General features: G+C 64.1%; 17 protein-coding genes and 1 pseudogene. 11 read left to right on the top strand and 7 right to left on the bottom strand.

Annotation, left to right across the window (positions count from 1 at the left end):
- Nucleotides 1-76: 76 nt before the first annotated feature.
- Together AAG799_RS11875 and AAG799_RS11880 are read right to left on the bottom strand one after the other, a co-directional pair.
- Nucleotides 77-625 (bottom strand): chlorite dismutase family protein, encoded by a 549-nt coding sequence (locus AAG799_RS11875; RefSeq protein WP_341896091.1) that lies wholly within the window; start codon nucleotides 623-625, stop codon nucleotides 77-79.
- A 35-nt stretch (nucleotides 626-660) separates the two neighbouring features.
- A complete protein-coding gene (locus AAG799_RS11880; RefSeq protein WP_341896093.1) occupies nucleotides 661-984 on the bottom strand; it encodes a heavy metal-binding domain-containing protein in 324 nt (107 codons plus the stop codon).
- A gap of 79 nt (nucleotides 985-1,063) precedes the next feature.
- On the opposite strand from AAG799_RS11880, the gene AAG799_RS11885 reads away from it, so the two are divergent.
- From AAG799_RS11885 to AAG799_RS11920, 8 genes are all read left to right on the top strand, one after another.
- Nucleotides 1,064-1,729, top strand: a complete 666-nt coding sequence (locus tag AAG799_RS11885; RefSeq protein ID WP_341896095.1) for an outer membrane lipoprotein carrier protein LolA — start codon at nucleotides 1,064-1,066, stop codon at nucleotides 1,727-1,729.
- A gap of 313 nt (nucleotides 1,730-2,042) precedes the next feature.
- Nucleotides 2,043-3,212, top strand: a complete 1,170-nt coding sequence (gene sucC, locus AAG799_RS11890; protein WP_341896097.1) for an ADP-forming succinate--CoA ligase subunit beta — start codon at nucleotides 2,043-2,045, stop codon at nucleotides 3,210-3,212.
- Nucleotides 3,213-4,091: a succinate--CoA ligase subunit alpha gene (sucD, locus tag AAG799_RS11895; protein WP_341896099.1), complete on the top strand. Its 879-nt coding sequence runs from the start codon at nucleotides 3,213-3,215 to the stop codon at nucleotides 4,089-4,091.
- A gap of 48 nt (nucleotides 4,092-4,139) precedes the next feature.
- Entirely contained in the window at nucleotides 4,140-7,019 is a 2,880-nt protein-coding gene (locus tag AAG799_RS11900) for a 2-oxoglutarate dehydrogenase E1 component (protein WP_341896101.1), read from the top strand.
- A 54-nt stretch (nucleotides 7,020-7,073) separates the two neighbouring features.
- Nucleotides 7,074-8,294 (top strand): 2-oxoglutarate dehydrogenase complex dihydrolipoyllysine-residue succinyltransferase, encoded by a 1,221-nt coding sequence (gene odhB, locus AAG799_RS11905; protein WP_341896103.1) that lies wholly within the window; start codon nucleotides 7,074-7,076, stop codon nucleotides 8,292-8,294.
- Nucleotides 8,295-8,312: 18 nt separating this feature from the next.
- Nucleotides 8,313-8,627 (top strand): antibiotic biosynthesis monooxygenase, encoded by a 315-nt coding sequence (locus tag AAG799_RS11910; RefSeq protein ID WP_341896105.1) that lies wholly within the window; start codon nucleotides 8,313-8,315, stop codon nucleotides 8,625-8,627.
- Nucleotides 8,628-8,647: 20 nt separating this feature from the next.
- Complete coding sequence (gene lpdA, locus AAG799_RS11915) at nucleotides 8,648-10,051, top strand: dihydrolipoyl dehydrogenase (RefSeq protein ID WP_341896107.1); 1,404 nt, start codon at nucleotides 8,648-8,650, stop codon at nucleotides 10,049-10,051.
- 64 nt (nucleotides 10,052-10,115) lie between these two features.
- A complete protein-coding gene (locus tag AAG799_RS11920) occupies nucleotides 10,116-10,997 on the top strand; it encodes a DMT family transporter (protein WP_341896109.1) in 882 nt (293 codons plus the stop codon).
- Nucleotide 10,998: 1 nt separating this feature from the next.
- On the opposite strand, the gene AAG799_RS11925 is transcribed toward AAG799_RS11920, so the two are convergent.
- Nucleotides 10,999-11,196 (bottom strand): hypothetical protein, encoded by a 198-nt coding sequence (locus AAG799_RS11925; RefSeq protein ID WP_341896111.1) that lies wholly within the window; start codon nucleotides 11,194-11,196, stop codon nucleotides 10,999-11,001.
- Nucleotides 11,197-11,199: 3 nt separating this feature from the next.
- Nucleotides 11,200-12,594: an alpha/beta fold hydrolase gene (locus tag AAG799_RS11930; protein ID WP_341896112.1), complete on the bottom strand. Its 1,395-nt coding sequence runs from the start codon at nucleotides 12,592-12,594 to the stop codon at nucleotides 11,200-11,202.
- A 167-nt stretch (nucleotides 12,595-12,761) separates the two neighbouring features.
- Between AAG799_RS11930 and AAG799_RS11935 the strand changes: the two genes are divergently transcribed.
- Genes AAG799_RS11935 through AAG799_RS11945 form a run of 3 tightly spaced genes read left to right on the top strand, consistent with a single transcriptional unit; the run spans nucleotide 12,762 to nucleotide 15,557 of the window.
- Nucleotides 12,762-13,955 (top strand): MFS transporter, encoded by a 1,194-nt coding sequence (locus tag AAG799_RS11935; RefSeq protein WP_341896114.1) that lies wholly within the window; start codon nucleotides 12,762-12,764, stop codon nucleotides 13,953-13,955.
- 31 nt (nucleotides 13,956-13,986) lie between these two features.
- Nucleotides 13,987-14,265 carry a hypothetical protein gene (locus AAG799_RS11940; protein ID WP_341896115.1) on the top strand — a complete coding sequence of 93 codons (279 nt, stop codon included), beginning with the start codon at nucleotides 13,987-13,989 and terminating at the stop codon, nucleotides 14,263-14,265.
- A gap of 14 nt (nucleotides 14,266-14,279) precedes the next feature.
- A complete protein-coding gene (locus tag AAG799_RS11945; RefSeq protein WP_341896117.1) occupies nucleotides 14,280-15,557 on the top strand; it encodes an amidohydrolase in 1,278 nt (425 codons plus the stop codon).
- Here AAG799_RS11945 and AAG799_RS11950 read toward each other — a convergent pair.
- The 3 genes and pseudogenes from AAG799_RS11950 to AAG799_RS11960 form a co-directional block, all read right to left on the bottom strand.
- On the bottom strand, nucleotides 15,554-16,324 hold the full coding sequence (locus AAG799_RS11950; protein WP_341896120.1) for a DNA-binding domain-containing protein: 771 nt from the start codon (nucleotides 16,322-16,324) through the stop codon (nucleotides 15,554-15,556). The two genes, AAG799_RS11945 and AAG799_RS11950, sit on opposite strands and share 4 nt — an antisense overlap.
- A complete protein-coding gene (locus AAG799_RS11955; protein WP_341896122.1) occupies nucleotides 16,308-17,312 on the bottom strand; it encodes a DUF692 domain-containing protein in 1,005 nt (334 codons plus the stop codon). The genes AAG799_RS11950 and AAG799_RS11955 overlap by 17 nt, the downstream gene beginning before the upstream one ends.
- Nucleotides 17,313-17,450: 138 nt before the next feature.
- Nucleotides 17,451-17,644: pseudogene (locus AAG799_RS11960) on the bottom strand (DUF3750 domain-containing protein); the annotation flags it as partial.

Genomic DNA, 17,644 nt, shown 5'->3' on the forward strand with positions numbered 1-17,644 from the left:
GATTTTGCCTGGGAGGGGAAGGTTAGGTTTTATCCAGAATATAGCACGATCGTGCTATTTCAAGCCTGAAATGGCATCAACGCTCCCGTTCCAGCCGGATTTCCACCTCGCGGTCGACATAGTCCCATTCCGGACTGGCCCGCAGTTCCGCCAGCAGCGTATCGAACCGGGCGGCATGGTCGGGGGCGAACTCGAACCAGGTGAGGAAATCGAACGGCTCGCCCAGATCGCGGGCATGGAACAGCTTGCGCGCCACGGCGGGCAGATAGGCCATGCCGATGGCGATATGACGCGACTGTTCCTCGATGATGGCCCGGCGTTCATCCTGCGCCAGCAGCCACCACGCTGCAGTCTTGCGGATCGGGATCAGGGCCGCGCAGCGCGCTTCCGGCCGCCCCAGACCCGGCTGCACGGCCGCCAGGGCCTTGCGCTCGGCTTCGTTGGTGTAGCGCAGGTTGCTGGCCACACCGCGCAGCTGCCAGGCCACATCCTCGGCATCGCTCAGCCCGTCGCGCAGCTCCAGATGGCTGGCATGGACCAGCCCGGTGCCGCTGATGGCTTTTATCGACACAATTTTCCACGGCCCCGTCGGCCCGCCGACGAAGCTGGTAAAGCGCGATTCCATTGTTTGGTTCCCCCGGCGCGCCGGGGCGCCCGGCGTCAGCCCAGTTTTACCGCAGTTCCGCTGGCGGCGACCATCAACATTTGGCGATCCGTGCCGCCGATCTGCTGATAATCCAGATCCATGCCGACCACCGCATCGGCGCCGAGCGCCTGGGCTTCCTCCATCATGGATTCCAGCGCCAGGGTCTTGGCCTTGCGCAGTTCCTTTTCATAGGAGCCCGAGCGGCCGCCGAGGATATCGGTGATGCCGGCGAAGAAATCGCGGAAGATGTTGGTGCCCATCACGGCCTCACCGGCCACGATGCCGAGATAGGCCGTGATTTTGCGGCCGTCCACACTGTCGGTTGTGGTCAGAATCATGTGACGCTCCCGTTTGATTTCACGGCAGTTTAAGCATGCCGCCTTGATTTCGCCATCTGTCAGGGCTACCGCTGTGGCCATGACAGACCGCCGCCGCTTCCTGCTCGCCATGGCCGTTGCCGCAACTGCGGCGAAGCTGCCGCTTTCGGTTGCCTATGCCGCCGCCCCGGCCAGTTCGGCCAAGCTGACGGCGCAGGACCAGGCCGATCTCGCCCGCATTGCCGCCTATTTCAACGAGGTGCGCAGCATGCAGGGCCGTTTCCTGCAGGTCGCCCCGCAGGGCGAGGCCTCGGAAGGCAAGATCTACATGAGCCGGCCTGGCCGCTTCCGTTTCGAATACGACCCGCCGGTACCGATGCTGATCGTTTCCGACGGTGCCTATATCATCATGGAAGACCGTGAGCTGAAGACCGTGGAGCGCATTCCGCTCGGCGCCACGCCGCTCGACCTGCTGGTGCGCGACAAGGTGGTGTTCGATGACAGTGTCGGCATCGCCAGGGTCGAGCGCGGTGCCGCCATCCTGCGGGTCACACTGTTTGCCCCGGACCGCCCGAAAGAGGGTGCCCTGACGCTGGTGTTCGGCGACAAGCCGCTCGAATTCGCCGGTTGGACCGTCACCGATGCCCAGGGCAAGGACACGGCTATCACCCTGTCGAAGATCGACTTCAATCCGCAGATCAACCCCCGGCTCTACACCTATGGCGACCGGCCGGCGGTGGAGCGCGCCCTGCAGCAGCGCCGGTAACCCGGTTACCGGTGTAATTCTGGTCCGTTCACGGACCCTGTTTCGGACCCCATTCCGGGGACGAGCGCTACCGGCGGTATGGGCGCTTGCCGTAACGTCAGCCCCAAGCCTTGGCGGCCTGGCCGCGGGCCGGGAATTCCACAGTCCGGAGACCGGCGGGATCGGGCGCAAGTCTGTGAACTTTCGTCCAAAAACCTGAATTTCCGGCGGCGCGGCGGTTGCGGCCTTTCCGAAGGCTGCTATAACCTCGGCCCCGAACGGCAATCAGAGAAACCGGGGCTTTTCGCACCGGTTTTAAAACCCGTAGGTCAGCATGAACATCCATGAATACCAGGCGAAAAGCCTGCTCGCGAAATACGGTGTCGCCGTGCCGCGCGGCGGTGTCGCTTTCACGGCCGACGAGGCCGTTACCGTGGCCAAGCAGCTGGGCGGACCAGTCTGGGTGGTGAAGGCCCAGATTCATGCCGGCGGTCGCGGCAAGGGCGGCGGCGTCAAGGTGGTGAAGTCGATCGACGACGTTGCCGCGCAGTCCAAGTCCATTCTCGGCATGACCCTGGTGACGCACCAGACCGGTCCCGAGGGCAAGCTGGTCAAGCGCCTCTATGTCGAGGAAGGCTGCGACATCAAGCGTGAGCTGTATCTCAGCTTCCTGGTTGATCGCGCCACGTCGCGCATCACCGTGATGGCCTCGACCGAGGGCGGCATGGAGATCGAAGAGGTTGCCGCCAAGCATCCGGAAAAGATCCTCAAGGTCGCTATCGATCCGGCGACCGGCCTGCAGCCGTTCCATGCCCGCAAGATCGCCTTCGGCCTCGGCCTTGAGGGCAAGCAGGTGCAGTCGGCGGTGAAGTTCATGACCGCGATGTACGAGGCTTTCACCAGCCTCGATGCCTCTATCGTGGAAATCAACCCGCTGGTCGTCACCGGCGCCGGCGAGATGATCGCGCTGGATGCCAAGATGAACTTCGACGACAACGCGCTGTACCGCCACAAGGATGTGGAAGACATGCGCGATCCGGACGAGGAAGACGCGTCCGAACTCGAAGCCGCCAAGTGGTCGCTGAACTACGTCAAGCTCGACGGCGAGATCGGTTGCATGGTCAACGGCGCCGGCCTGGCCATGGCCACCATGGACATCATCAAGCTGTACGGCTCCGAGCCGGCCAACTTCCTCGATGTCGGCGGTGGCGCCACCAAGGAACGCGTCACGGCTGCTTTCAAGATCATTCTTGGCGACAAGAATGTTAAGGGCATCCTGGTCAACATCTTCGGCGGCATCATGCGCTGCGACATCATCGCCGAAGGCGTCGTTGCCGCTGCCCGCGAGGTCAAGCTGGCGGTGCCGCTGGTGGTGCGCCTGGAAGGCACCAATGTCGATCTGGGCAAGAAGATCATGGCCGAGAGCGGCCTGCCGATCATCTCTGCCGATAATCTCGCCGACGCCGCCGAAAAGGTGGTGAAGGCCGTGAAGGGAGCCAAGTAAATGGCTGTTCTCGTCAACAAGGACACCAAGGTCATCTGCCAGGGTATCACTGGCAGCCAGGGCACCTTCCACAGTGAACAGGCGATTGCCTACGGCACCAAGATGGTCGGCGGTGTCACCCCGGGTAAGGGCGGCACGCAGCATATCGGTCTGCCGGTGTTCAACACCGTTGCCGATGCCGTGGAAAAGACCGGCGCCAATGCCTCCGTGATCTATGTGCCGCCGCCGTTCGCGGCCGACTCGATCATGGAAGCCATCGAAGCCGAGATTCCGCTGGTGGTTTGCATCACCGAGGGCATCCCGGTGCTCGACATGGTCAAGGTCAAGCGCGCGCTCACCGGTTCGAAGACCCGCCTGATCGGTCCGAACTGCCCCGGCGTCATCACGCCGGGCGAATGCAAGATCGGCATCATGCCGGGCCATATCCATCGTCGCGGCAAGGTCGGCATCGTGTCTCGCTCCGGCACCCTGACCTATGAAGCGGTGGCGCAGACCACGGCAGCAGGCCTCGGCCAGACCACCTGCATCGGCATCGGTGGCGATCCGGTCAACGGCACCAACTTCATCGACGCGCTCGACCTGTTCCTTGGCGACAAGGAAACCGAGTGCATCATCATGATCGGCGAAATCGGCGGCAGCGCCGAGGAAGAAGCCGCCGAGTTCCTGATGAAGTCCAAGATCAAGAAGCCGACGGTGGGTTTCATCGCCGGTCGTACTGCGCCTCCGGGCCGCCGCATGGGTCATGCCGGCGCGATCATCTCGGGCGGCAAGGGCGATGCGAATACCAAGTTGGAGGCCATGCGATCGGCCGGCATCCGAGTCTCGGAAAGCCCGGCAGCGCTCGGCATCACCTTGGTTGAACTGTTGAACGGGAAGTAACAGGAAAACAGAGGGCGGCGCCGGCCAACAAGCGGCGCCACGACATCGATGACGGCGCAGCTTGAACGCACGCAATTCCTCTATGGTGGCAACAGCACCTTTGTCGAGGAGTTGTATGCCAAGTACGTAGCCAACCCCGACAGCGTCGATGCTTCCTGGAAGCAGTTCTTCGAGGCACTGGGCGACGACTTCAGTCAGCCAAAGCAGGCGCTGAGTCGTCCCTCCTGGGCACCGGCCACCGTGCTGGTGCCGATGGAGGACGAGGGGTTGCTCGGTCCGCAGGGCAAAGCGGCCAAGGCCGCCGACCGTGCGGCCAAGGGCGGCGCCTCGCCGGCCGATGCCCGTTCGGCTGCGCTGGATACCATCCGCGCGGCGATGCTGATCCGCAACTACCGCATCCGCGGCCATCTGATGGCCAACCTGGACCCGCTCGGCATCCAGGCGCCGGGCGCGCATCCGGAACTGGAGCCGCAATCCTACGGCTTCACCGATGCCGACATGGATCGGCCGATCTTCATCGACAACATGCTGGGTCTGGAGAGCGCCACGTTGCGCGAGATCCTGCAGATCCTGCGTCGTACCTATTGCTCGACCATCGGCGTCGAGTTCATGCACATCTACCATCCGGAGCAGAAGGCCTGGATCCAGTCGCGCATCGAAGGCCGCGACAAGGAAGTGCAGTTCACGCCCCAGGGCAAGAAGGCGATCCTGAACAAGCTGGTGGAAGGCGAGGTTTTCGAGCGCTTCTGCCACATGAAATTCACCGGCACCAAGCGCTTCGGCCTTGAGGGCGGCGAGGCGCTGGTTCCGGCGATGGAAGCCATCATCAAGCGCGGCGGTCAGCTTGGCGTGCGCGATATCGAGCTGGGCATGCCGCATCGCGGCCGTCTCAACCTGCTTGCCAATGTGATGGCCAAGCCCTATCGCGCCATTTTCACCGAATTCAAGGGCATGGCCTACCACCCGGATGATTTCCAGGGCTCGGGCGATGTGAAGTACCATCTCGGCGTGTCGTCGGATCGCGAGTTCGATGGCAACAAGGTGCATCTTTCGATGGCGGCGAATCCGTCGCATCTTGAGATCGTCAATCCGGTCTGCCTCGGCAAGGCGCGCGCCAAGCAGACCCAGTGGGGCGATACCGAGCGCGGCTCGGTGCTGACCGTGCTGCTGCATGGCGATGCGGCCTTCGCCGGCCAGGGCGTCGTGGCGGAATGCTTTGCACTCAGTGAGCTGCGCGGCTATCGCACCGGCGGCACCATCCACATCATCGTCAACAACCAGATCGGTTTCACCACCAATCCGTCCTACTCGCGTTCATCGCCCTATCCGTCCGATGGCGCCAAGGTGGTGCAGGCACCGATCTTCCATGTGAACGGCGACGATCCGGAAGCTGTGACCCATGTGGCCAAGATCGCCATCGAATTCCGCCAGCAGTTCAAGAAGGATGTGGTGATCGATCTGTTCTGTTATCGCCGCCATGGCCATAACGAGACGGACGATCCGTCCTTCACCCAGCCGATCATGTACCGCACGATTGCCACGCATCCGACCACGCGGCAGATTTATGCCAAGCGCCTGGTCGATGAAGGCACGCTGACCGAGGCCGATGCCGAGGCGATGGTGACCGACTTCCAGAACCGCCTGGAAGAGGAACTGGAGGCGTCCAAGTCGTTCAAGCCCAACAAGGCCGACTGGCTGGAAGGCAAGTGGGCCGGCCTGGAACAGGCTTCGGGCGATGAGCGTCGCGGCACCACCGGTGTCGCGATCGAGACCCTGAAGAAAGTCGGCATGGCGATTACCGCCGTGCCGGACGGCTTCAACATCCACAAAACGCTGGCGCGCAACACTGCCAACCGTCGCGCCGCTATCGAGGCGGGCGAGGGCATCGACTGGGCGACCGGCGAGGCACTGGCCTTCGGTTCGCTGCAGCTCGAAGGTTTCGGTGTGCGCCTGTCGGGCCAGGATTGCGGCCGCGGCACCTTCAGCCAGCGCCACAGCGTCTGGCATGACCAGCAGACCGAAGAGCGCTATGTGCCGCTCAATCATATCGACGAGAAGGCCGCCCATTACGAGGTGATCGACAGTCTGCTGTCGGAAGTCGCCGTGCTGGGTTACGAATACGGCTACAGCCTGGCGGAACCGAATGCGCTGGTGATGTGGGAAGGCCAGTTCGGCGATTTCGCCAATGGCGCCCAGGTGGTGTTCGACCAGTTCATCTCATCGGGCGAAGCCAAGTGGATGCGCATGTCAGGCCTGGCGGTTCTGCTGCCGCATGGCTACGAAGGCCAGGGGCCGGAGCATAGCTCGGCCCGCCTGGAGCGTTACCTGCAGCTCTGTGCCGAAGACAATATGCAGGTGGCAAACTGCACCACGCCGGCCAACTATTTCCACATCCTGCGCCGGCAGGTGAACCGCAAGTTCCGCAAGCCGCTGATCCTGATGACCCCGAAGTCGCTGCTGCGGCACAAGCTGGCGGTGTCGAAGCTGACCGAAATGGGCCCGGGTTCGACCTTCCACCGCGTGCTGTGGGATGATGCGCCGCATGATGACGCCAAGATCAAGCGCGTCATCCTGTGCACCGGCAAGGTCTATTACGACCTGTTCGAAGAGCGCCAGAAGCGCGAGATGAAGGACACTGTGATCCTGCGTATCGAGCAGCTCTATCCGTTCCCGCACAAGGCGCTGATCACCGAACTGAGCCGCTACAAGAACGCGAAGACGGTGGTGTGGTGCCAGGAAGAGCCGAAGAACATGGGCGCCTGGACCTTTGTCGAGCCTTATGTCGAGGCGGTGCTGACCGAACTGGGCGGCAAGGTGAAGCGCCCGCTCTATGCCGGCCGCATGGAAGCCGCATCGCCGGCCACCGGCCTGATGAGCAAGCATAACCAGCAGCAGGCCAAGCTGGTTGACGACGCTTTGACGGCATAGCCGTCGGGGTTACTGAGGTTTCGAGGGGCGTTTTTAAGGATAAGGAAAGTAACCATGGCAGTCGAAATTCGCGTCCCGCAGCTGGCGGAATCGATCTCCGAGGCCACTGTCGGCAAATGGTCGGTCAAGACCGGTGACAGTGTCGCCCGCGACCAGCTGCTGGTCGAGCTGGAGACCGACAAGGTGACCGTCGAGGTCAACGCGCCCGAAGCCGGCACGCTGGGCGAAGTGCTCGCCGCCGAAGGCGCCACCGTTCAGGTCGGTGATCTGCTGGCGACGCTGACCGCCGGTGCCGGCGCTGCGAAGCCCGCCGCCAAACCGGCTGCTGCTCCTGCTGCAGCCCCTGCCGCCGCGCCGAAGCCGGCTGCGGTCCCTGTTGCCGCCGCGCCCGCCGCGGGTCAGGCCCTGCCGGCCGCTGCCAAGCTGGCGGCGGAGAAGAATGTGAGTGTCGCGGGTGTCACCGGCTCGGGCCGCGATGGCCGCGTCACCAAGGGCGATGTCATGGACCTGCTGGCCAGCGGCACCTCGGCGGCTGCCGCCAAGCCCTCGGTGCCGGCCGGCCCGCGCGCCAATGGCGACCGCGAGGAACGCCAGCGCATGTCCAAGCTGCGCCAAGTGATCGCGCGCCGCCTGAAGGAAGCCCAGAACACCGCGGCGCTCCTCACCACCTTCAACGAGGTGGACATGACGGCGCTGATGGCCGCCCGCAAGCAGTATGTCGATCAGTTCGAGAAGAAGCATGGCGTGCGCCTTGGCTTCATGTCCTTCTTCGTCAAGGCCTGCGTGCAGGCGCTGAAGGAATTCCCGGCGGTGAATGCCGAGATCGAGGGCGATGAGATCGTCTTCAAGAACTACTTCAACATCGGCTGCGCCGTGTCGACCCCGACCGGTCTGGTCGTGCCGGTGATCCGCGATGCCGATCATCTGTCCTTTGCCGGCATCGAGAAGACCATTTCCGACATGGGCAAGCGCGCCCGCGACGGCAAGCTCGGCATCGACGAACTGCAGGGCGGCAGCTTCAGCATCACCAATGGCGGCGTGTTCGGCTCATTGATGTCGACCCCGATCATCAATCCGCCGCAGTCCGCCATTCTGGGCATGCACAAAATCCAGGATCGTCCGATGGCGATCAACGGCCAGGTTGTGATCCGCCCGATGATGTATGTGGCACTGACCTACGATCATCGCATCGTCGACGGTCGCGAGGCAGTCAGCTTCCTCGTCCGCGTCAAGGAATGCCTCGAGGATCCGCAGCGCCTGCTGTTCGAGATGTAAAAGAAAACGGGTAGGGCGATGATCGTCCGGGTGTGGATTTCGGGTTACGACGCCACTCGCCTGGACGATTTCATCGATTTTGCCCGCGACCGCCTTGAGCCATTTTTCCGCGATCAGGATGGCTGCCTCGGCTGCATGTTCAACTACGACGCGGAACAGTGGCGCACAGTCAGCTACTGGCGTGACATGGCTGCCATCGACGCAGTTAAGACTTCACCGGTCTATCACGAAATTCTGGAAGATCTGGTGGCCAGCGGCATGCTGGCTGGCAGCCAGTCGGTGAGGACCATGAATGTTGCCGGTGGCCGGCTTTATGCCCCGCTGCCGCTATAGGTTTCCGGAGGATTATCCTAATGAGTGAACAGGCTTTCGACGTCATCATTATCGGCGCCGGCCCCGGCGGCTACACCATGGCGATCCGCTGCGCCCAGCTCGGCATGAATACCGCCGTGGTGGAGAAAGATCCCGGCCTCGGCGGCACCTGCACCAATGTTGGCTGCATCCCGTCCAAGGCGCTGCTGCATTCTTCCGAACTGTATCATGAGGCGACGCACGGCTTCGCCCAGCATGGCATCAAGGTCGGCAAGATCGACATCGACCTGCCGGCGATGATGGCGCAAAAGCAGAGTGTGGTGACCGCGTCGAACAAGGGCATCGAGTTCCTGTTCAAGAAGAACAAGATCACCTGGCTCAAGGGGACCGGCAAACTGCTTGGCGGCGGCAAGGTGGAAGTGACCGGCGAGAGCAAGGGCACCTATTCAGCCAAGCACATTGTGATCGCCACCGGCTCGGAAGTGACGCCGCTCCGGGGCATCGAGATCGACGAGAAGCAGGTGGTGTCCTCCACCGGCGGGCTCAAGCTGGCATCGGTGCCGAAGACCATGGTGGTGATCGGCGGCGGCGTGATCGGCCTGGAGCTTGGCTCGGTCTGGAGCCGGCTCGGCGCTGAGGTCACCGTGGTGGAATTCCTCGACCGCATCCTGCCGACCAATGACGGCGAAGTCTCAAAACAGATGCAGCGCATCCTCACCAAGCAGGGCATGAAGTTCAAGCTCAGCACCAAGGTGAGTGCGGCCAAGCCGGGCAAGGGCGGCGTGACGCTGACCATGGAACCGGCAGCCGGCGGCGCGGCCGAAGAGATGACCGCCGATATCGTGCTGGTCTCGATCGGCCGTCGTCCCTACACCACGGGCCTCGGCCTCGAGGCTGCCGGTGTACAGCTCGACGACCGCGGCCGGGTCAAGACCGACGGTCATTTCAACACCACTGCCAAGGGCATCTATGCCATCGGCGACGCCATCATCGGTCCCATGTTGGCGCATAAGGCGGATGAAGAGGGCATGGTGCTGGCCGAGATGCTGGCCGGCCAGAAGCCGCATATCAACTACGATGCGATTCCGGGCGTGGTCTACACCTGGCCGGAAGTGGCCAGCGTGGGCAAGACCGAAGAGGAACTGAAGGCCGCGGGCATTGCCTACAAGACTGGCAAGTTCCCCTTCAGCGCCAATGCACGTGCGCGGGCCATGACCATGACCGATGGCTTCGTGAAGATTCTCGAAGACGAGAAGACCAAGAAGGTGGTCGGTGCCCATATCATCGGCGCCGATGCCGGCCATCTGATCCAGGAACTGGTGATGGCGATCGAGTTCGGCGCCTCGGCCGAAGACATCTACCGCACCGTTCACGCCCATCCGGCCCTGACCGAGGCGGTGAAGGAAGCCGCATTGGCCGTCGACGGCCATACGATCACGATCTGACCGGGCTGCATGTCGGTCATGGGGGGCGGCTTCACAGCCGCCCTTTTTCATTCATGATGCAGTCATGATTTCCCGTCTCGAATCAAAAGCTGCTGCTGCCCTCTGGGTGCTGGGCGCCGCCTTTGCCTTCTCGCTGCTCTATGCTTCGGGCAAGCTGACCGGCGGCCTGGTGCCGGCGATCCAGATCGTCTTCATCCGCTATGTCAGCGGCTTTGTCACGGTCAGCGGCATTGCCGCTGCCCAGCGCCAGCCGTTGCAGACCCTGCTGGCCGGCGGGCGACGGCATCTGCATCTGCTGCGTGCGCTCTGTGGTGTCGGTGGCGGCGCCTGTTCGATCTGGGGCGCCACCCATATGCCACTGGCCGATGCCTCGGCGCTGGCGCTGCTGCAGGGCGTCTTCACCATGGGGCTGGCGGTGCTGCTGCTGCGCGAGCGCATCGTGCTGATGCAGGGCCTCGCCGGCCTGCTCTGCGTGCTGGGTGCGCTGGTGATCGTGCGCGGCAATACCGGTATAGCCCTGGCCCCCGATCCAATGAACAACGCCTGGGCGCCGCTCGCCATGCTGGCCGGCGCCTTCCTCACCGCCTGCGAGGTGATCCTGATCAAGGTGCTCTCAAGGCATGAAAGCATGCTGTCGATGCTGCTACATGTGAACGGCTTCGCCACCCTTTTGCTGGGTGGCGCAATGCTGTTTCTCTGGGTGCCGGTCGAGCCGCTGACGCTGGCTGCGCTCTGCCTGATCGGGCCGATGGCGATCTTCGGCCAGATGTGCAATGTGCGGGCCTATCGCCTGGCCGATGCGGCATGGCTGGCGCCGTTCACCTACAGCTCGGTGGCCTTTGCGGCCCTGATCGGCTGGGCGGTGTTCGGCACCCTGCCCAGCTTGATGGCCTGGATCGGCACGGCGCTGATCGTCGCCGGCGGCCTGCTGCTGATCCGCCGCTGAGCTATCGCAGCAACTGGTACACGGCCAGCGCGGCGGTGCATGCAAGAATCACCAGGCCGGTCCGGCGCACGGCGCGGTTCTTCCACTGCCACCAGATGACGCCCACGAGGATGATCATGCCGATCAGCAGGACGATGACCTGCGGTGGTGGCGCGCCAAGGCCCCAGTAGTTCCGAAAATTTACGCTGGGGCCATACATCGTCTAGTAATTCAGTTCCGCGATCACCGCACGGTCATCGGTCGAAGCCCAGCTCTGCACGGCGATGGTTTCGTCGTTGCAGCGGCACACCACTGTGCGCTGCGCCGTGCCGCGCGGAATTGCCAGCGTCGAGGTCGAATTGGTCGGCACACCGGCGGGAATGCCCGGTGCCGGCTGGCCGTCGAAGGTGACGAGATCGCGGCCGGGTCCGAAATAGCCGCGCGGCCGGCTCAGGATAACGATCGAGCCGGCTTGGCGATCACGGTCGGCCACCACGGCGGTGCGCAGATGGATATGCGCCGAAGAGCGCGGGAAGGGCGAGCGATAGATATGCGTGGTAGTCTGGCTGGGCACGGTCAGCACGAATTCATAGGTCGCCGTCGGGCTCGCCTTGAACGGGCCCCAGTAGCCATCGGCACCGGTCACCTTGCGATGGGCGGCTTCGCTGCGCAGGCGCGCGCCGGTCTGCGGATTGGTCTCCCAGATTTCCACTGTGGCGCCCTCGACCGGCAGGTTGGTCGGCACGCCGCGCGCCATGCCGTTGACCTTGCCGTTCAGTACCGGGTCGCTCTCCGGCAGTATCTTGGTGGTGGCTGGCGGCCTGCCGATGATGAAGTCCCAGGTCGCGGCAAAAGCCTTTTCGTGGAAGGCCACTTCGCGATGGTCGAGGCCGGGCAAAACGATGTTCTTGGCGCCGGTGAGGGCAGGGCCCTCGGCTGTCACGCCGGTCGGTGTGCCCGGCATGCCGATGCCGGCACCGTCGGGCTGCGCGAATTTGTCGAAGGCATCACTGCGGGTGGTCATCCACTGCACGCCCGGCACGGTCTCCAGGCCGTCGTTGAGCCGGCGCAGGAATGGCCCGGCACCGTTGAACTCGCTGCCGACCAGCTTGTCGTTCGAGACGATCACGCCATGGTTGGGTGTGCCGCAGAGCACGGCATGGCTGACATGAGCGGCGCCGGGGCCGTTCTTCAGATAGTTGCGGATCGCATTGCCGCCGCGCGAGGAGCCAACCAGGGCAACGCGGCCGGTGCCAGACTGGCGCAATGCAGCCTGCACGGCCACCGACAGCTGCTCGAACTGGTCCTGTGTCGAGGACCGGCCGGCCTGGTATTCGGCATCGTTGCTGCGCGCCAGCGGATAGGGGAAATCGACCGCGAACAGCCGCTTGTCGGGGAAGCCGTTGCTTTCCCAGCGCCAGATGCTGGTATGCCACAGCGCGGCGGTATCGCCATTGCCGTGTACGAAGATCACGGGCGGATAGGTATCGAACTGCGGCACGGCCACCGCGACATCCTGCGGACGCGGCGCGCAGGCCAGCAGCGGGGTGAGGCCGATCGCTGCGCTGCCGGCCAGGAAGCCGCGGCGGGACGGGCGGAAACGGAAATTCTGTGGCATGACGGATCCTGGTTCTGAAGGCCAGTTTGGCTGGATGAGTCTGTCGGTTATCGCCGACAAATGTGACGATACTCTGGCGGCCGGCGCAAGATGAGTGAATACTGCGTGATAACCCCCGACGCCCTCAAGCCAATTCCGGTCTGATGTCCTCCCGTAACCTGATTTTTATGCTGGCGGCCCTCGAGGTTCTCGCCATTTTGCCAATTGCCAGTTTCCCGGCCCTGATGCCGGATTTCATTGCCGCCTGGGATCTGAGCAACAGCGAGGCCGGCTGGATCGCCGGCGTCTATTACCTCGGCTACATGCTGGTGGTCACGCATGCGATGATGCTGACCGACCGCTTCGACGCCAAGCTGATCTTTGCCGGCGGCGCGCTGGTCACCGGCCTCAGCACCGTGGGTTTCGCCCTGTTTGCCGATGGCTTCTGGTCTGGCTTTTTCCTGCGCGCCATCGGCGGCGTCGGCCAGGCCGCAATCTATATGCCCGGCCTGCGTGCACTGACCGACCGTCTGCAGGGTGGCGAACAGAGTCGCGCCGTCACCTTCTACACCGCCAGCTACTCGATTGCCGTTGCGGCAAGCTTCACCGTCACCGGCCTGCTGGCCGAGTCCTTTGGCTGGCGCTGGAGCTTTGCCGTGGTGGGCGGGCTCAGTCTGGTGGCTGGCCTGCTGGCCTGGTGGCTGCTGGCGCCGCATGTGCCGCCGGTCAAGGACACGGCCGCGCGCGGCTTCGCCCTGCGGCCGGTGCTGCGCAACCGCGATGCGATGGGTTATATCATCGGTTACGCTGCCCATGGCTTTGAACTCACGGCCATGCGTGCCTGGATCACGGCTTTCCTCGTCTTCGTTCTGGCGCGCGACCCGTCCGTGTCGGCCGTGCTGCCCAGCGCCACCGTGCTGGCGGCGCTGGTCACGCTGATCGGCCTGCCGGCCAGCCTGCTGGGCAACGAACTGGCGTTGAAAGTCGGCCGACGTCGCGCTCTGGTCGGTATCATGACCATCTCGGCGGTGATGGGGCTGGCATTCGGCTTCACCGCCTGGCTGCCGGTCTGGGCGGTACTGTTGTTCAGCGCGGTCTATTTCGTCTTTATCTGCGGCGATTCCGGATCGCTCACGTCGGGCATGATGGCCGCGGCCGAGCCCGAGCATCGCGCCTCGACCATGGCGCTGCATTCCGCCCTCGGCTTTGGCGTTTCGGTGCTGGGGCCGCTGTTTGTCGGTTTCGCATTGGATGCGGCGCAATATATGGCGGGTGGGCAGAGTGTCGTCACTTGGGGCATCGGCCTCGCGGTGATGGGAATTGGTGCGCTGATTGGTCCGCTTGCCCTGGTTCGGACCGGTAAAAATCTTCAATCGCGTTGACGCTTTTCGGCGTATCCGGTCTAATTCGCCCATGTGCGACCGCTGTGAATTGCCGCCCGATGTCGAACTGATCGGCATGCCTGACGATCAGGCCGCCGCGATCCGTCGCCGCTACCAGCGCCAGCAACGCATCCTCGATCTGCTTGCCCTTGTCGAAAATCCCGATGCCCTGCCGCCAGCCGATGCCATGCGTATCGGCCAGGAAATCTTGGTGCTGCTCGGCGAAATCGAAGCCGATCCCGAAGCGCCGAAATGCGGCCTGCCGCGCCTGCGCGCCGGCACCAGACCCCAGTTCCAGACCTACGCCTAAGAAAGAGAACGCTCATGCACGCTCCCCGCCACCGCACGCTGTCGCCAGACAAGGCCGCGATCTTCGGCAAGATCGACGCCATGCTGCCCGAACTGGAAAAGATCTATCTCGATCTGCACCAGCATCCGGAACTCTCGATGCAGGAAGTGCGCACCGCCGGCATCGCTGCCGCCTGGATGAAGCAGTATGGTTTCGAGGTGCATGAAAAGGTCGGCACCACCGGCGTGGTGGCGATTCTGAAGAATGGCGATGGCCCGGTGATCCTGCTGCGTGCCGACATGGATGGCCTGCCGGTGAAGGAAAAGACCGGGCTCGGCTATGCCAGCACGCAGACCGGCGTGGATCGCTTCGGCCAGTCGGTGTCGATCATGCATGCCTGCGGCCATGATTTCCATGTCACCTGGCTGATGGCCGTTGGTCGCCTGCTGTCGGAAGCACGCGACACCTGGAAGGGCACCGTGATGGCAGTGTTCCAGCCGGCCGAGGAAATCGGCGCGGGTGCGCGCGCCATGCTGGCAGATGGCATGGTCAAGCGTTTCCCCAAGCCCACTGTCTCGCTGGGCCAGCATGTCATACCGCTGCCGGCCGGCCGCATCGGCTACAAGGCCGGCGTCGCCATGTCGGCAGCCGACAGCTGGGAAGTGAAACTGTTCGGCCGTGGCGCCCATGGCTCCAAGCCGCAGAACAGCATCGACCCCGTGGTGATGGCCGCCTCCACCGTGATGCGGCTGCAAACCGTGGTGTCGCGCGAAGTGGCGATGGCGGATAGTGCCGTTGTCACCGTGGGCACACTGCAAAGCGGATTCAATGAAAACGTGATCCCCGACGAGGCGCTGCTGCGCCTCAATATCCGCACCTTCAAGGAAAACGTGCGCACCCGCGTGCTGGCTTCAGTCAAGCGCATCATCGATGCCGAGGCGCAGGCCTCCGGTGCGCCGAAGCCGCCGGAATATTCGGTGATCAGCCAGTTCCCGCTCACCATCAACGACGAGGCTGCCACCGCGCGCACCGTCGAGGGCATGTCGGCCTATTTCGGGCCTGAGCGCGTGATGACGGTGGAACCGGCCTCGGGCAGCGAGGATTTCGGCCTGTTCGGCACGGCCTGGAATGTGCCCTCGGTGTTCTGGGTGATCGGCGGCAGCGATCCGGATCTCTATGCCAAGGCGCAGACCGGCGACGATCCGACCATCCTGCCGGTCAACCATTCGCCCTTCTATGCGCCGGTGCTGCATCCGACGCTGCGCACCGGCATCGAGGCGATGCTGGCAGCGTCCTACAGCTGGCTGGATTAAACCCCAGGCTCCATGGCACTGGATGGCCGCGCGAACACGCCGCCATCCAGCATCCAGCTGAAACTGGCGGGGAAATCGAAATCCTCATGCACGCCGGCGGCCTGCATGGCGGCATCCAGCGGCACACCGTTGGCCAGTTCGGCCAGCAGGCGGTCCTCGCCGTGATTGAGCTTGTGCCAGCAGACCGTGATGCCGCGGCGCCAGACCAGCAGGCGCTCGCTGCTGCCGGCCAGCTGGATGCGCTCCACCGCCGGTGATTCCGGCTGGTGCACCTGCCAGATCTCGCTGACCGGAAACGGCGTGGAGAGCCGCTGCGCCGATGGATGCAGCGTGAAGGTCATCTCCTCGATGGCATCGGGCAGGTCTTCCGGCCGCAGCAGATCCACATCCTCGGCATGTTCGGCCACATTCAGCGCCCATTCAAAGGCGGCGATATCGGGCAGGTAATGATGTCCGCTGAGATCGGGCAAGGCGGCGAGGAAGGTGGGAAAGCCGCCGCCATATTGTGCCAGGATCGGTGAGCGCGGCGGATCGAAGATCAGGAAGGCGCGCGCGGTCTGGGCGAAGAAAGCCTCGCCGACCAGGGCGCGCGTGACCGGGAAGGTCACCGCCAGCACTTCCAGCAAACTGGCGCGGAAGCGGTCGGCATAGATCTGCAATCGGCCTTCCGCCGGGATCGCATCGCCGATCACCTTCTCGACGATGCCATACAGCGAGCCGGTCAGCGCAGCGGCAAACTCATGCTGACGTTCAAGCAGCGCGCTCATCGCCATCCGTCGCTGTTAGTTCGTCGCCGGGGAGTTCGCTGGGCCTGAGTGCCGCGGCGCGCTGGCGCTCGGCATGCTGGGCTTCGGCCACCAGATGCGCCAGCGGTGGCAGGTTGCTGTCCCATTCCAGGCTGGTGGCGGCATGCGGGAAGCGCTGTACCGCGCTGGCATAGAGCCGCCAGACCGGTTCGGCCACCAGGGCGCCGTGGTCGTCGATCAGCATCAGCTTGCCATCGGCGGTGCATTCGCTGTGGCCGGCCAGGCGAATCTGGTGCACCGCCGGGCCGGGCAGGCTGTCGAGATAGGCCTCCGCGACCGCCGGTGCGGCCTCGCGGCCGACATGGTTGACGCTGGAGACATAGAGATTGTTCACGTCGCACAGAATGCCGCAGCCGCTCTGCTGGCTCAGGCGGCTGAGGAATTCGGCCTCGGCGATCTGGCTCTCACGGAAGCGCAGATAGCTGGCAGGATTGGCCATCAGGATCGGCCGTTTCAGCCGGCCCTGTACGATATCGACATTGCGGCAGCAGCTTTCCAGGCTCTCGGCTGTATAGGGCAGGGGGAGCAGATCATTATAGTACCGGCCCTCGACACCGACCCAGGCGAGATGCTCCGACACCAGCGCCGGCTCCAGCCAGTCGACCAGGCGGGCCAGCCGGTTCAGATGATCGGCATCGGGCAGTTCGTCGCTGCCCAGGCCCAGGCCGGTGGCCTGCACGGCAACCGGCCACAGGGCGCGGGCCTGTTCCAGGTAATGGCGCGCAGCACCGCCGCCCATATAGGTCTCGGCATGGATTTCCAGCCAGCCGATCGGCGGGCGCGTATCCAGCAGATCCTGGTGATGCGGTGGGCGAAGCCCGACGCCAACGCGCTCCGGCGCCAGCCCGGGCATGATCGCCGATGCGATCCCGGGGGCCGGGCTGCCGTTGGTCGCGTCCCGGGCCAGAGTCTCCCTGGTCGGTGCGGCAATGGGTTTCTGCTCCGTCATGGCGGCGGATACACACTCTTCAGGCTGATGCGTCGCTGCACAGGCCTGCCAGCCCTGTGCATATCCCGGCACTCTAGCATCGCCTGTGGAAAAATACCTGCCGAGATCAGGCGGTGCCGACGCTCAACTACTGGTTACTTAAAGAGGATTTTCCGTTGCCAGGCCGGCGGGGGACTGCAGGGGCAGGCCAAGGCGGCCGATCCCGGGCAGCTTCAGCGCCGGGCGCAGGACGTCGATGCCGATGGTCAGGCCGAGCAGGTTCAGCTCCAGCCCCTCGCGGGCGGCCGCCGTCACGCCGGCCAGGCCCAGCAGGTTGACCTGCCAGCCAGTGC

It is taken from the genome of Ferrovibrio terrae (genome assembly GCF_943371255.1).
Classification (GTDB): domain Bacteria; phylum Pseudomonadota; class Alphaproteobacteria; order Ferrovibrionales; family Ferrovibrionaceae; genus Ferrovibrio; species Ferrovibrio terrae_B.

Bases quoted from the DNA above. Each gene is read 5' to 3' on its own strand.
- AAG799_RS11955 (WP_341896122.1), bottom strand. From the start codon at position 17,312: ATGACGGAGCAGAAACCCATTGCCGCACCGACCAGGGAGACTCTGGCC.
- sucD (WP_341896099.1), top strand. From the start codon at position 3,213: ATGGCTGTTCTCGTCAACAAGGACACCAAGGTCATCTGCCAGGGTATC.
- lpdA (WP_341896107.1), top strand. From the start codon at position 8,648: ATGAGTGAACAGGCTTTCGACGTCATCATTATCGGCGCCGGCCCCGGC.
- AAG799_RS11930 (WP_341896112.1), bottom strand. From the start codon at position 12,594: ATGCCACAGAATTTCCGTTTCCGCCCGTCCCGCCGCGGCTTCCTGGCC.
- AAG799_RS11900 (WP_341896101.1), top strand. From the start codon at position 4,140: ATGACGGCGCAGCTTGAACGCACGCAATTCCTCTATGGTGGCAACAGC.
- sucC (WP_341896097.1), top strand. From the start codon at position 2,043: ATGAACATCCATGAATACCAGGCGAAAAGCCTGCTCGCGAAATACGGT.
- AAG799_RS11950 (WP_341896120.1), bottom strand. From the start codon at position 16,324: ATGAGCGCGCTGCTTGAACGTCAGCATGAGTTTGCCGCTGCGCTGACC.
- AAG799_RS11935 (WP_341896114.1), top strand. From the start codon at position 12,762: ATGCTGGCGGCCCTCGAGGTTCTCGCCATTTTGCCAATTGCCAGTTTC.
- AAG799_RS11885 (WP_341896095.1), top strand. From the start codon at position 1,064: ATGACAGACCGCCGCCGCTTCCTGCTCGCCATGGCCGTTGCCGCAACT.
- AAG799_RS11940 (WP_341896115.1), top strand. From the start codon at position 13,987: ATGTGCGACCGCTGTGAATTGCCGCCCGATGTCGAACTGATCGGCATG.
- AAG799_RS11920 (WP_341896109.1), top strand. From the start codon at position 10,116: ATGATTTCCCGTCTCGAATCAAAAGCTGCTGCTGCCCTCTGGGTGCTG.
- AAG799_RS11880 (WP_341896093.1), bottom strand. From the start codon at position 984: ATGATTCTGACCACAACCGACAGTGTGGACGGCCGCAAAATCACGGCC.
- AAG799_RS11875 (WP_341896091.1), bottom strand. From the start codon at position 625: ATGGAATCGCGCTTTACCAGCTTCGTCGGCGGGCCGACGGGGCCGTGG.
- AAG799_RS11910 (WP_341896105.1), top strand. From the start codon at position 8,313: ATGATCGTCCGGGTGTGGATTTCGGGTTACGACGCCACTCGCCTGGAC.
- AAG799_RS11945 (WP_341896117.1), top strand. From the start codon at position 14,280: ATGCACGCTCCCCGCCACCGCACGCTGTCGCCAGACAAGGCCGCGATC.
- odhB (WP_341896103.1), top strand. From the start codon at position 7,074: ATGGCAGTCGAAATTCGCGTCCCGCAGCTGGCGGAATCGATCTCCGAG.
- AAG799_RS11925 (WP_341896111.1), bottom strand. From the start codon at position 11,196: ATGTATGGCCCCAGCGTAAATTTTCGGAACTACTGGGGCCTTGGCGCG.